11 protein-coding genes and 1 tRNA gene are annotated in these 13,300 nt (G+C 36.4%); 9 read left to right on the forward strand and 3 right to left on the reverse strand.

What is annotated here, in order from left to right:
• Positions 1-38: 38 nt before the first annotated feature.
• From GQR52_RS08595 to GQR52_RS08605, 3 genes are all read right to left on the reverse strand, one after another.
• A complete protein-coding gene (locus tag GQR52_RS08595; RefSeq protein WP_165728148.1) occupies positions 39-1,160 on the reverse strand; it encodes a FecR domain-containing protein in 1,122 nt (373 codons plus the stop codon).
• 12 nt (positions 1,161-1,172) lie between these two features.
• On the reverse strand, positions 1,173-2,498 hold the full coding sequence (locus tag GQR52_RS08600; protein ID WP_024593751.1) for a surface lipoprotein assembly modifier: 1,326 nt from the start codon (positions 2,496-2,498) through the stop codon (positions 1,173-1,175).
• Between the two features lie 320 nt (positions 2,499-2,818).
• Positions 2,819-2,894: transfer RNA gene (locus GQR52_RS08605), tRNA-His, on the reverse strand.
• A gap of 285 nt (positions 2,895-3,179) precedes the next feature.
• Between GQR52_RS08605 and GQR52_RS08610 the strand changes: the two genes are divergently transcribed.
• The 9 genes from GQR52_RS08610 (at position 3,180) to rfbC (ending at position 13,270) form a co-directional block, all read left to right on the forward strand.
• Entirely contained in the window at positions 3,180-3,998 is an 819-nt protein-coding gene (locus GQR52_RS08610; protein ID WP_007582322.1) for a mechanosensitive ion channel domain-containing protein, read from the forward strand.
• A gap of 185 nt (positions 3,999-4,183) precedes the next feature.
• Positions 4,184-4,966, forward strand: coding sequence for a DUF481 domain-containing protein (locus GQR52_RS08615; RefSeq protein ID WP_101163220.1), 783 nt, complete (start codon positions 4,184-4,186; stop codon positions 4,964-4,966).
• Positions 4,967-5,088: 122 nt separating this feature from the next.
• Positions 5,089-7,767: an SLBB domain-containing protein gene (locus GQR52_RS08620; RefSeq protein ID WP_165728149.1), complete on the forward strand. Its 2,679-nt coding sequence runs from the start codon at positions 5,089-5,091 to the stop codon at positions 7,765-7,767.
• A gap of 100 nt (positions 7,768-7,867) precedes the next feature.
• Positions 7,868-8,836, forward strand: a complete 969-nt coding sequence (locus GQR52_RS08625; protein WP_165728150.1) for a Wzz/FepE/Etk N-terminal domain-containing protein — start codon at positions 7,868-7,870, stop codon at positions 8,834-8,836.
• A gap of 90 nt (positions 8,837-8,926) precedes the next feature.
• The gene (locus GQR52_RS08630; protein ID WP_165728151.1) at positions 8,927-9,865 is read left to right on the forward strand and encodes an exopolysaccharide biosynthesis polyprenyl glycosylphosphotransferase; all 939 of its coding nucleotides are present in this window, start codon (positions 8,927-8,929) and stop codon (positions 9,863-9,865) included.
• A gap of 25 nt (positions 9,866-9,890) precedes the next feature.
• Complete coding sequence (rfbB, locus tag GQR52_RS08635) at positions 9,891-10,961, forward strand: dTDP-glucose 4,6-dehydratase (RefSeq protein ID WP_096792414.1); 1,071 nt, start codon at positions 9,891-9,893, stop codon at positions 10,959-10,961.
• Positions 10,962-10,974: 13 nt separating this feature from the next.
• The gene (gene rfbA, locus GQR52_RS08640) at positions 10,975-11,847 is read left to right on the forward strand and encodes a glucose-1-phosphate thymidylyltransferase RfbA (RefSeq protein ID WP_165728152.1); all 873 of its coding nucleotides are present in this window, start codon (positions 10,975-10,977) and stop codon (positions 11,845-11,847) included.
• Positions 11,847-12,722 carry a dTDP-4-dehydrorhamnose reductase gene (gene rfbD, locus GQR52_RS08645; RefSeq protein ID WP_165728153.1) on the forward strand — a complete coding sequence of 292 codons (876 nt, stop codon included), beginning with the start codon at positions 11,847-11,849 and terminating at the stop codon, positions 12,720-12,722. The genes rfbA and rfbD overlap by 1 nt, the downstream gene beginning before the upstream one ends.
• 11 nt (positions 12,723-12,733) lie before the next feature.
• The gene (gene rfbC, locus GQR52_RS08650; protein ID WP_096792417.1) at positions 12,734-13,270 is read left to right on the forward strand and encodes a dTDP-4-dehydrorhamnose 3,5-epimerase; all 537 of its coding nucleotides are present in this window, start codon (positions 12,734-12,736) and stop codon (positions 13,268-13,270) included.
• The last annotated feature ends 30 nt before the right edge of the window (positions 13,271-13,300 follow it).

A 13,300-nucleotide genomic window follows, 5' to 3' on the forward strand; every position in this document is an offset into this window, starting at 1 on the left:
TTAAATACTCCATAATAAAAGCTTTGTATCCAATGTGTTTATGGTTCTAATTTAAAAGAACCGCTAGCATTTACATCAGGATTATTTATTTCGTTAAGATTAAAGTTGCCAGTAATATTGTCTAAGTCATTCAAAAATATTGCATCAACATCGCCCTCGGCTTTATTGTTGCCATGGGATGCAAATGTAACGGCTAAGTCAAGTTCGCTTAAATTTATTAAACCGCTGTAAGCCGCATACCAATTTCCGCCCGCGTCATTAAAACTAATTTCGCCATCAGGTACCGTGCCATTATCAAAATCAACAGCCATAGTCATAGCAAAGTCAGTAACAGCACCCACACTCGAATTTACATTAAAGCTTGATGCTTCATAGTTAAATACACCTTGGCGCTGAGCTATTTGATCGACTAAAGATGCGCTACTAACTGTTTGAAATTGTTGTTCAGAATATATATCCATAGTATCTGTATCTGCTTCAAAAGCATTTACTTCAACTTCAGTTACAGATGCTTGTTCAGTCTCTTCTTCGTTGTCATCTTTAGGGTCGATCGTTACTATATTTTGATCAAACACACGTGCCGCACGCGTCGTTTTTAATACTTCACCAGAGGCTGTAATTTGTGCAAACGAAAATGCCTCGTTATCACCCAAAGAAACCACACTATTATTTTCGAGTGTTAGATCTATTGCGCCATCCCATACAGCTAAAAACACATTGCCTTCAACGAGCTGAACTTCAAAATGTGTTCCACGTATACCAATAGAGCCAACGGGGGTTTTTACACTATAAGAGCCGCCATTTTTTTTAATCACACCCGAAATAGAGCGTAAGCCACCTTTAAGTAACTCAATAGAAGCAGAACCTTGTTGGGTATTATCATCAAATTCGTAGTTAGCAATATTTAATTCTGAATTTTCTTTTAAAGCGATTAAACCACCATCCGACATTGAAAATTGCGCTTTGCTTTTCTCTCCAGTCGTAATGCGATCTACACCAAAAACGGTATCTCTGCGCTGCAACTGCCGTTGTTGTTCAGAGCTTCCATCAACCGCTAGTACAGAGCCTCGCGCTAAAATAGTTTTACCAGCGGGATCATTTGCTTGTGTATAAAAACTTACACAAAGTAAAGTGGTAATTACAGGGAGTAAATGTTTCATAAATACCTTAAATTAAAATGAGTAAGAAGCGCTTAAATTGATATCTAAACGGTCATATTCGAATAAAGAAATATTACTGGATTTATCTTGATAGTTGGCAGCCAACTGTATTGCTAAATCACGATTAACTAAGTAGCGAACAGAAGTTGAGAACATAAAGAGGTTATCGGCACGTTCTTGTAAAAATAAAGGGTGATCATCTTTATAATTAATCCATTGGTATCCAGCAAGAGATAACAACTGCCAATGTTGAGCTAGTTGAGTGTTCACTTGGTAGTAAAAACTCGTAATATTACGGCTATTAAATTCACCTTCAGTAATATCGGCTTCTTCATTTTTAGCGTTAATGCTTAAGCTTTGAAACCAATTTCGAGTTGCGTAGCTAGCACCCGCATTTATCGCATAAAATGAGTTATCGAGCTTTTCATCAAATCTATTGTTTAAAACACCCGCAGTCGCAGAGCTAAATAAATTAACTTGTTTATTCAGCTTATAACTAGCTCCGGCCGTTAAAGCTGATTCAGTACGATAAAGATCGCCATCAAGCATTAATGGAGTCGTCGATACTTGTGCAAACCAACTTATGTCATTTTGTTTATATTGATAGGCAGCATTAATATGCGCATTTATACGATCGTATTGGCTGAGTTCTGCAAACTTGTACCACCCGGTATTAACACTCAAAGTTATTAAACTTTTTTGATCTATAGGGTGAGAGTACTTTCCTCTGTAATTTAGACGCGCATAGTTGTCTTGCGTACTTTTACTTTCTGGCGATAACAAAAACTCACCAATATTAGGAATTATAATCGTATTTTCTGCCGTACCCGCATTTACGTTGCCATCAACGCCAAGGGCAAGCTCAATATTTTGCTTATAAGAACGCCCCGCTTCTTGCTTTTTAAGTGTGGTTGTATCAAGTAACGACTGTGCTGAAGACTTTATGTTATTAGGTGTGTTAGGTGAGTTAATCAGTATTAAAGCTTGAGTATCGGCAGCAGGTAAATTATTAACGGTTAAATAAGCACGAACTAAGTACAAGCGAGCTTCATACCATCTAGGGTTGTTTTCAACCACGCGTTCAAAGGCAAATACAGCTGGCGCCGCATTTCCTGTTTTAAGCGCAGAGACCCCTAGTAAAAAATCGTATACGGGTTCACCCAGGTACTGGTATTCACTATTACTTTTTTGATAAGCCTGAGTATATTTTTTTTCAGAAACTAATTTTTGAAGTTCAATCAGTAGCTTATTATATTCATCATTGCTTTGAGCCAATGAGTTAAAGCTCATTACAGCTAAACAACTACACAGTAAATTTCTTAAAACCTGTTTAATCATGCTTAATTTTATATCCCAGTAGAAGTTTGATGTTTTGTATAAAAAGAGATGTATGTACTAGAAATTTAGCACTTTTTGTACTTAAGTACAGCCAATGTAATCACATTGGTTAAATAAATGTTATTTAATTTAGGCTAAACAATTGTTTAATAAATCTTCAAATTAAACTTATTAAAACAGAAGAGGTTGCTGATAAACTGCTTTAGCTTAAAATAGTAATTAATTTGGATAACAAAGGTTAAATATGCTGTATAGGATATAAAAAGATAATTTAGGGAGATTATTAAAATATAAATAAAGGGTATTACTAGGAGAAAAAGTGGGGCGATTGACGGGGCTTGAACCCGCGACAACCGGAATCACAATCCGGGGCTCTACCAACTGAGCTACAACCGCCACTACACACACCTTGTTTGGTGTGGCGCGCATAATACATAAAATAATAAATGTTGTGAAGCCTAAAAGTGAAATAAATTAAAATAATTTATTTCAGGCAAATATAATTAGTATTTGGTCGTTAATAACTTTCCAAAGTAGGCTTCATTTTATCGCATAATTGCCTCTAAAAAATCGAATGTACTTACATTTAATAGTATTAATTCATTATTCTATGAGAATAAATTGTAAATTAATGTATAATAATGCTCGGAAAACGCTTAATAAAAAACATTTGGAGTAAATATGGATTCAGTACTTAATTGGCTTAACGATAACTCAGGCCTAATCTTACACTACGGTATACAAGCTGTTGTTGCGCTTGTTATCTTTTTACTTGGTAGTCGTATCGCTAAGTTTTGTTCTAACTTAACTGAAAAAGGTTTTGCTAAAAAGAAAGTAGATAAAGCTGTAGGGTCGTTTGTTTCAAGCATTGTGTACACACTTGTATTTGCTGTTACTATTTTAATGGCACTTTCGCAAATTGGTATTGAAACAACTTCGTTCATTGCTATTTTAGGTGCTGCAGGCTTAGCTGTTGGCTTAGCATTACAAGGTTCATTATCTAACTTCGCATCAGGCGTACTTATTATTTTACTTCGCCCATTCAAGTCTGGTGACTTTGTTGAAGCAGGTAATAAAATGGGTACTGTTAAGAAAATCGAAATATTCTCAACTGAACTACGTACTCCAGATAATAAAGTAATCATCGTACCAAACTCTCAAATAATGTCAGGCGCTATTACTAACTTCTCGCGTGAGTCTACTCGCCGTATCGATTTAGTTATTGGTGTTAGTTACGATGCTGATTTACGTCAAGCAAAAGAAGTATTAAAATCTGTGTTAGATGCAGAAACACGCATACTTAAAGACCCAGCTTATACAGTAGCTGTATCTGAGCTAGGTGATTCTAGCGTAAACTTTGTTGTTCGCCCTTGGGTTAACGCTGCTGATTACTGGCCTACTTACTGGTCATTAATGGAAAATATTAAAATTGCATTAGATGATGCAAATATTGCAATCCCATTTCCACAAATGGATGTTCATTTACACAAGCAAGACTAATTTTAAATAGTTATTTAATTAAAGTTATCTTTAATTGTTGTAGTGATAAAGCGGCTATTAGAAATAAAATTTCATGCAGTATTTGCTGCATGAAATTTTTTACATTATTACTTAGCTGTTTTGCTTGCTCTAACAAGTAACGCTTTAATAAAATAGATATACATTTATACAAAGGTTATTTTTTAATGAAATTAAAGCTTTTATCAGTTTTAGTTGCAGCATCTGCTGCAACAAATGCATTCGCTGCAGACGCAGATCAAAAAACGTGGGAAGTTACCAGTGAACTTGGTGCTATTATCACAAGTGGTAATACAGAAACGACCACACTCAAAGGTGGTATTAAAGTACAGCACAACCTTGAAAACTGGAACAACGAATACAAACTAGACGGCATCTATAAAGAAGATGAAGTTGAAGATGCTAATGGCGACAAAAATAAGCAGCGCACTAATGAAAAGTACTCGATTTCAGCGCAAGGTAATTACAAATTAAATGAAGATCATTCTCATCTATTCATTTATGGTTCACACGTTTCAGATTATTTTGGAGCATATAGAAGTGAGTCAGTAATTTCTGCAGGTTACGGTTTACGTTTATTAAACGAAAAAACCATGTGGTTAAGTGCCGAAGTTGGTCCTGGTTATAAATATTTTGAATACCCAGATGACAGCACTGAAATAGATGATAACGGTAACTCTCTTGCTGGTGAGTTTGAAGGCGAAGTAATTGCCTTAGGTAAATTAGATTACAACTGGCAAATTTCTGAGAGTGCACGTTTTACTCAATTAGTTGCTGTAGAGTACGGTGATACAAACACTAAAACTCGTTCAGAAACTGCATTACTTGCAAAAATAAACGGCTCATTACAAATGAAAGTCGCTTTTAATGTCACTAACAACTCAGATGTTGCTGACGACAAAGAAAGCACTGACACAGAAACATCATTTACTCTTGTTTACAGTTTTTAACCGATGTAACTAAGTTAATGACACTAAAGTGACAAAAGGGACGAAAGTCCCTTTTTTATTTGCTCAAAATTAATGTATTATAGCCACCAATTTTGGTTGTAGACCTAGGGATATACCTACTCGTGAAAGTTTTTACACAATTTATTAGTGCTTTTATTCTACTTTGTAGTTTTAGTACTTTGGCTTTTACGCCAACAGCATCTCAAATTGAGCAATTTAAAAAGCTGCCAAAAGCTCAGCAAGAAGCCCTAGCAAAACAGTATGGTGTTGATGTTTCAACAATCACCGGGACAAACCAATCCAATAATCAAAATAATACAGAGCAACAAAACAGTATTGGCGAGCGCGCAGAGCCAGAAAAAGAAAAGCTAACAGATGAAGAACGCTTCAAACCAAAAGCAGACGAATTAAAACCATATGGTTATGAGTTGTTTGCAGGTGAGCCCACTACATTTATGCCAAGCGAAAATGCCGCAGTACCCGATACTTATATTGTAGGCCCCGGCGATCAATTAAAAATTAACTTTTATGGTAAAGAAAGTGACAGTTTTGAAGTCATAGTTGACCGTGAAGGACGTATTAGTATTCCTGACCTGAGCCCTGTAGAAGTGGCTGGTTTAACCTTTGCTGAAATTAAAGAACTAATAAAAGTAAAAGTAGAGCAGGAAGTTATTGGTGTAAAAGCCTTTATATCGCTTGGTCAACTTCGTAGCATGCGTATTTTAGTGCTAGGAGAAGCGTATAAGCCGGGTAGCTACAGTGTTTCTTCATTAACAACTGTTTCGCACGCATTATTTGTAAGTGGTGGTGTGTCTGACATTGCCTCTCTTCGTAATATTCAAGTTAAACGCGCAGGCAACGTAGTTGCAAATTTTGACCTTTACGACTTACTTATTAATGGTGATAGCAGTAACGATATCGTATTAAAGCCGGGCGATGCTGTATTTATTCCATCAGTTGGCGCTCAAGTAAGAGTTGAAGGTGCGGTTAAACGCCCAGCTATCTTTGAACTTAAAATAGGTGAGTCTGCTAAGCAGTTATTAGCAATGGCCGGAGGCCTTAAACCAAATGCATATGCCAAAAGCGCAATTGTAGAGCGCTTTAACTTCGATCGTAAAGAAGTACTCTCGGTAGACTTTTCAAAACCACAAATTAACTATATTCCACAAGATGGCGACCGTATTCGCTTTAATTCAGTTAGCTCGCAATATCAAAATTCAGTTAGCTTAATTGGTGCAGTAGCGCGCCCAGGTAATTATCAGTGGCACCAAGGCAAGCGCATTTCAGATGTACTTAAATCAGTACGTGGTGATTTATTACCGCAAGCCGATTTAAGCTACGGACTCGTAATCCGCGAAATAAACATAAACGGCGATATAGAAGCACACCAATTCGACGTTGCTCAAGCGATTATTAAAAATCCTGAAAATAACTTACAACTTCAAGCTAATGACAAAATTGTTGTATTTAGCCGTTTTGAAGAAAAAGAAGCCGAGCTGTCTGCACTAGCAAATATGGCCCTTAGTCAAGAGCAACAAGAGCAGCAACTAAAAGCAGAGCAGTGGCATAAGTTTGAGCAAAAAGAGTTCGAAAAATACATTGGCGTTAATCAAGAAGACGAAGAACTTGTTCTTGAAGACAATAAAATACTCACTATTGCTGAAATTTCTAAGCGCAAAGCAAAAGAAGAAGAAGACCAAGAACTCAAACCTGAAGATTACGCGTTATTTAGCCGCCATAATTTATTAGCGCCAATTATTGCTAAATTTAAGCAGCAAGCATCAGTGCAGCAAGCAATGCAATTAGTTGAGATTAGCGGAAACGTTACTTTCCCTGGTATTTATCCACTAATGATTGGTGGTGAGGTAAGTGATTTAATAACAGCAGCAGGTGGCTTGCTGGAGTCTGCATACATAAAACAAGCTGAAATTACGCGAATAGTAGCGAGTGATGGTTCTAAAATAGAACACTTACGATTTGATCTTGAAAGCGCCATGAAGGGCGATCTTCAAAGTAATATTACATTACAAAGTAAAGACAGCATCAACGTTTTTGCTATTCCAAATTGGCAAGAAAATGTAAAAGTAGAATTAAAAGGTGAGCTTAAATTTCCGGGTACTTACACGATACGCCGAGGTGAAACGCTAACTGAATTACTTGAACGCGCGGGTGGTTTTTCAAAATTTGCAGAGCAAAAAGCAGCTGTATTTACCCGTACGTCGATTAAAGAGCAAGAGGAAAAGCAGTTAGCACGTTTATCTACAGAGCTTCGCCGTGATATAGCTTCTAAGAGCTTCCAAAACTCTGTAAGCAGTAGCACACTTTCATATGAAGAAATGAACAAGCTGTTAAACGACCTCGCGAGTGTTGAAGCCGTAGGACGTTTAGTAATTGATTTACCTTTAATTGTAAATAACCAACAAAACTTAGTATTACAAGATGGTGATACACTTTATGTACCAAGCAAGCGTGATTCAATTAGTGTAATTGGTGAAGTTAATTACTCAACATCGCACCTATACAAAACTGGGGTGAGTGTTGATGATTATCTTGCTTTGAGTGGTGGCCTTAAAGAGCGTGCAGCTGAAGACAGGATTTACATTATTAAAGCCAATGGTTCAGTGAAAATACCAAACACAGGTGGCTGGTTTGCAGCAAATAATGCTGATCAGTTAGAGCCAGGTGATACAATAGTGATACCAATGGATGCAGGACATATGGATAAGCTAACGCTTTGGAGTACTGCAACGCAGATTCTTTATCAGCTTGGTGTAGCAGTTGCAGCGATTGGTAGTCTTTAGTGGAATTCAGGCTTCCATTTATTAGATAAACTTTAAGAATAAATAGTTTGAGCTGTTTTTAGAATTATGATCAGCGAATAGCTAATTTTATGAGATTGATATGGAAAATGACTTAAATAATTATATGCAGAAAAATGAGCGAGGACACGCTTATCAAAATGCTGATGAACAGATTGATTTACGAGAGCTATTCAGTGCGATCTGGCAAGGGAAGTGGATTATTATTATTATCACTTTCCTATTTACTGTCGTATCGGTATTTTATGCAATCAATCAACCAAATATTTATAAATCTGAAGCTCTACTGGCTCCTGCAGAGCAAGAGAAAAATGGCGGTTTAGGTGGGCTGGCTGGTCAATTTGGTGGATTAGCTAGCTTAGCTGGAGTTAATTTAGGTGGCATATCAAGTAATAAAAGTGAACTGGCTATCGAAATATTAAAATCTCGTCAGTTTACTAGTGAATTTATTAAAAAACATAATTTATTGCCTTATTTACTCGCTGTAGATTCATGGGAGTTAGAAAGTAATACGTTAAATTTTAATACTGAAATTTATAACCCTGATACGAATACATGGGTACGTGATGTAAAAGCACCAAAAAAACCAGAGCCCTCAATGCAAGAAGCTTATAAAGAGTTTAGGGAAATCATCACATTAAATACAGATAAAGAGACAGGTATGCTAAGACTCTCAATACAGCATAAGTCACCGGTCATTGCTCAGCAATGGGTAAATTGGTTAATAAATGATATTAATTCGGAGATGAAAAAGCGTGATGTTGCTGAGGCAAATAAAAGCACTGAATTTTTAACGAAACAATTAGAAAAAACAAAAATAGTCGATATACGTGCAATGTTATTTAAACTAATTGAAGAGCAAACGAAAACTATTATGTTTGCAAATGTTCGTGACGAATATGTATTTAAAACTATAGATCCAGCATTAGTGCCAGAAGAAAAGTCAGGGCCTAAACGAGCCTTAATTTGTATCTTAGGCATGTTTTTGGGTGGCATACTGTCTATAGTATTTACACTATTAATATACTTTTCTAGAAGAAAGTTAACATAGTGCCTCTGAATTTATACATGTAATTAATTGCATGTCTGAAAAGTAAATTTTAAATAACATACATGTTATTGATTAGATTAATTGGAATTTATGTTGTTAACGAAAAGTTTTAAATCAAAAAAAGAAGCGTTGAAACAAAATATAATCTATGTATTTTGTCCAGATGAATGTGTTAGTAATATTACTGAAATAATTAATGAGCATTCATTTGATTTAGTAATTAATGACTACTCTATAATTGATTTTACTGAAAAAGTAATTTGTCATTATAGAGGAGCACATTTGACAAAAGAGCAACGTGAATATTTAGTAAATGCGACAGAGTGTGGTGCCTGGGTAGAACCATTAGTGAGCTATTTGGATGATAGACTAAAGTATACTGAAGTACGATTATTACATAGTAGTTACTTCTTGCACCAAAAGGCATTTTCCATTTTATCGAATAAACGTACACAAATAACAAAGCGTACTATCGATATAATGAGTGCTATATTGCTACTAATAATAACGTTACCACTTTCTGTTGTAGCAGCCTTATTTATAAAGTTAGAAAGTCCTGGAGATATTTTATATAGGCAAAAGCGAACAGGTCAATACAACAAAGAATTTAAAGTTTATAAATTTAGATCAATGCGTAATGATGCTGAAAAAAATGGCGCTCAGTGGGCTAGTGAAAATGATGCACGCGTGACAAAGGTTGGAAAGTTCATTCGCAAAACAAGAATAGATGAAATACCACAACTTATAAATGTGCTGCAAGGGACTATGTCTATAGTTGGGCCAAGACCAGAGCGTGAAGTATTTATAAAAGATTTAGAGAAAGCAATACCTTACTACCGTTTTCGCCATGCAGTTAAGCCCGGTGTTACAGGGCTTGCACAAGTAAGTTATCCGTATGGTGCATCGGTTGAAGATGCAATTTGGAAACACAAGTACGACATACATTATATTAAGCATCATTCCAGTATGTTAGATATAAAAATCTTATTGTTGACAATTAAGACCGTGATGTTTGGGATGGGTCGTTAAGTTTTAACGGAAAAAAGTAGGTAGTATGAAAATTTTAGTAACAGGCGGAGCTGGCTTTATTGGCTCAGCGGTAATTCGCCACATTATAAACAATACGCAAGATGAAGTTATTAACATCGATAAATTGACTTACGCAGGCAACTTAGAGTCACTTGAGTCCGTAAAAGATAGCAAGCGTAATATTTTTGAACAAGTTGATATATGTGACCGTGTAGAGCTAGATCGAATTTTTAAAATGTATAAGCCAAATGTTGTGATGCATTTAGCGGCCGAAAGCCATGTGGATCGCTCTATAACTGGTCCAGCTGAGTTCGTCCAAACAAATATCGTAGGTACTTATAATTTATTAGAAGCCGCGCGTAATTACTGGAATAATTTAGAAATTGATGCGAAAGAAGTATTTAGATTCCACCATATTTCAACGGATGAAGTTTATGGAGATTTGCCTCATCCAGATGAGCAGGAAGGAGAGCTGCCATTATTTACCGAGCAAACGGCTTATTCACCAAGTAGCCCGTATTCAGCGAGTAAAGCATCTAGCGACCACTTAGTGCGTGCTTGGCTTCGCACCTATGGCTTTCCTACTATAATTACAAATTGCTCAAATAACTACGGCCCCTTTCATTTTCCTGAGAAGCTAATACCTTTAGTTATTTTAAATGCTCTTGAAGGTAAAAAATTGCCTATATATGGTAAAGGTGATCAAATTCGTGATTGGTTATATGTAGAAGATCATGCACGGGCTCTTTATAAAGTAGTAACCGAAGGTAAAATAGGCGAAACCTATAACATTGGCGGGCATAATGAAAAACAAAATATTGAGGTAGTACAAACTATTTGTAGTATTTTAGATAATCTAGTACCTAAGAAAACAAAATACGCAGAACAAATTACTTTTGTAGGTGACCGCCCTGGCCACGATAGGCGTTATGCAATCGACTCATCAAAAATGCAAAATGAATTAGCTTGGACGCCAGAAGAAACCTTTGAAACTGGTTTACGTAAAACGGTCCAATGGTATTTAGATAATAGTTCGTGGTGTGAAAATGTGCAAGATGGTTCATACCAGCGCCAACGCCTTGGTACAATAGAATAATTAGGAGACACACATGAAAGGAATTATCTTAGCTGGGGGTTCTGGTACACGCCTTTATCCATTAACGCGTGGCGTTTCAAAACAGCTATTACCAGTCTATGACAAGCCTATGGTTTACTACCCAATATCAACATTAATGTTAGCAGGCATTCGCGATATATTAATAATTACCACGCCGGAAGATAATGAAAGCTTCAAGCGCTTATTAGGTGACGGTAGTGATTATGGTATAAATCTAAGTTACGCAGTACAGGCGTCACCAGACGGATTAGCTCAAGCATTTTTAATTGGTAAAGAGTTTATCGGTGACGATAGCGTATGTTTAGTACTTGGCGATAATATTTTCTATGGTCAATCTTTTAGTAAAACGCTTAAAAACGCTGCAAGTCGAGATACAGGGGCAACTGTATTTGGCTACCAAGTAAAAGACCCTGAACGCTTTGGTGTAGTTGAATTTGACGAAAATATGAAAGCTATTTCTATAGAAGAAAAGCCTGAAAAGCCAAAGTCTAACTATGCCGTTACAGGCCTATACTTTTACGATAATCGTGTAGTTGAATTAGCAAAGCAAGTGAAACCTTCTCACCGTGGTGAGCTTGAAATAACAACACTAAACGAAATGTATTTAAATGATGGGACGCTCAATGTTGAATTATTAGGGCGTGGTTTTGCGTGGCTAGATACTGGCACACATGAGAGCCTTCATGAAGCCTCTTCATTCGTACAAACTATCGAAAATGTACAAGGCTTAAAAGTTGCATGCCTTGAAGAAATTGCATGGCGCAATAACTGGTTAAGTACAGAGCAGTTACTTAAAATAGCTAAACCAATGTTGAAAAATGAGTATGGGCAATACCTAAATCGTTTGGCCAAAGAGAAAAAGTAATGAAAGTACTTATTACTGGTAAAAATGGCCAGGTGGGGAGTAGTTTGATTGCACAACTAACCGCTATGCCTGCAATGGACTTTTTAGCATTAGGCCGTAAAGAGTTAGATATAACTAATTCTGAAGAGGTTAATCGGATTGTAACTGAGTTTAGACCAAATGTTATTATTAATGCTGCGGCCTATACAGCAGTAGATAAAGCTGAGTCTGAGCAAAGTATAGCTCATGCGATCAACTGCCAAGGGCCTAAAAACCTAGCTGTAATTGCTAAAGAGATTAATGCTGTAATTATTCATATTTCAACTGATTACGTTTTTTCCGGTGATAAAGAAGGTTTATATACTGAGAGTGATACAGTAAAACCGCAATGCGTTTATGGGCAAACTAAACTTGCAGGAGAGCAAGCAGTAGCAGAAGCCTGCGATGAGCACATTATATTACGTACTGCATGGGTTTTTAGTGAGTACGGCAGTAACTTTGTGAAAACAATGCTTCGTTTAACTCAAACGCGTTTAACATTAGGTGTAGTTGGTGACCAGTTTGGCGGGCCAACTTATGCAGGTGATATAGCTGCTGCAATTATTAATATCGCCGAGCAACTACAAAAGGGTAGTCATCATTACGGGGTATATAATTACACAGGGTATCCATATGTTAGCTGGCAAGAGTTTGCAGTGCAGATATTCGAGAGTGCTTTAGCTAATAAGATGATTAATTCTCCTATCGCAGTAAACGCGATTACAACTGCAGAGTACCCAACACCAGCCAAACGTCCTGCCAACTCAAAACTTGATTGTTCTAAAATAGCCTCTGACTTTAGTATTATTCAAAGCGATTGGCATGCAGCATTGAAAGCACTCAAAAAATATCAATAGATAGGTTTTTTATGAAAGTAATAGATACAGAAATAGCGGATGTAAAAATTATTGAACCAACGAAGTTTGGAGATGATCGCGGTTTTTTTATGGAAACTTGGAATCAAAAGCAATTTGAAAGTCTAGTGACAAAAAAACCGACACAATTTGTGCAAGATAATCACTCTAAATCAAAACAAGGCATACTTAGAGGTCTACATTTTCAAAGAAAGAACACACAAGGTAAATTAGTACGTGTGATCTCAGGGGAAGTTTTTGATGTTGCAGTAGATATACGTAAAGACTCTGCGACATTCGGGAAATGGGTTGGTATTTATTTAAGCGCTGAAAATAATCGCCAGCTTTGGGTTCCAGAAGGGTTTGCTCATGGTTTTTATGTTACGAGTGAAGAAGCTGAATTTGTATACAAGTGCACAAATTATTATCACCCGGAGTCAGAGGTATCAATTGCTTGGAATGATAAAGTTCTAGATATTAAGTGGCCAATATCGGGGACTCCATTACTATCAGAAAAAGATAGTAATGGGATAGAAATAAATTCTCTGTAATTAAATAATTGTTTTTATTAGTAAGTATAA

The organism is Pseudoalteromonas sp. 31A1 (genome assembly GCF_011378815.1).
GTDB classification, from domain to species: Bacteria; Pseudomonadota; Gammaproteobacteria; order Enterobacterales; family Alteromonadaceae; genus Pseudoalteromonas; species Pseudoalteromonas arctica.

Excerpts from the sequence above, each read along its gene's own strand:
- GQR52_RS08595 (WP_165728148.1), bottom strand. The coding sequence starts at position 1,160 with ATGAAACATTTACTCCCTGTAATTACCACTTTACTTTGTGTAAGTTTT.
- GQR52_RS08600 (WP_024593751.1), bottom strand. The coding sequence starts at position 2,498 with ATGATTAAACAGGTTTTAAGAAATTTACTGTGTAGTTGTTTAGCTGTA.
- GQR52_RS08610 (WP_007582322.1), top strand. The coding sequence starts at position 3,180 with ATGGATTCAGTACTTAATTGGCTTAACGATAACTCAGGCCTAATCTTA.
- GQR52_RS08615 (WP_101163220.1), top strand. The coding sequence starts at position 4,184 with ATGAAATTAAAGCTTTTATCAGTTTTAGTTGCAGCATCTGCTGCAACA.
- GQR52_RS08625 (WP_165728150.1), top strand. The coding sequence starts at position 7,868 with ATGGAAAATGACTTAAATAATTATATGCAGAAAAATGAGCGAGGACAC.
- GQR52_RS08630 (WP_165728151.1), top strand. The coding sequence starts at position 8,927 with ATGTTGTTAACGAAAAGTTTTAAATCAAAAAAAGAAGCGTTGAAACAA.
- rfbB (WP_096792414.1), top strand. The coding sequence starts at position 9,891 with ATGAAAATTTTAGTAACAGGCGGAGCTGGCTTTATTGGCTCAGCGGTA.
- rfbA (WP_165728152.1), top strand. The coding sequence starts at position 10,975 with ATGAAAGGAATTATCTTAGCTGGGGGTTCTGGTACACGCCTTTATCCA.
- rfbD (WP_165728153.1), top strand. The coding sequence starts at position 11,847 with ATGAAAGTACTTATTACTGGTAAAAATGGCCAGGTGGGGAGTAGTTTG.
- rfbC (WP_096792417.1), top strand. The coding sequence starts at position 12,734 with ATGAAAGTAATAGATACAGAAATAGCGGATGTAAAAATTATTGAACCA.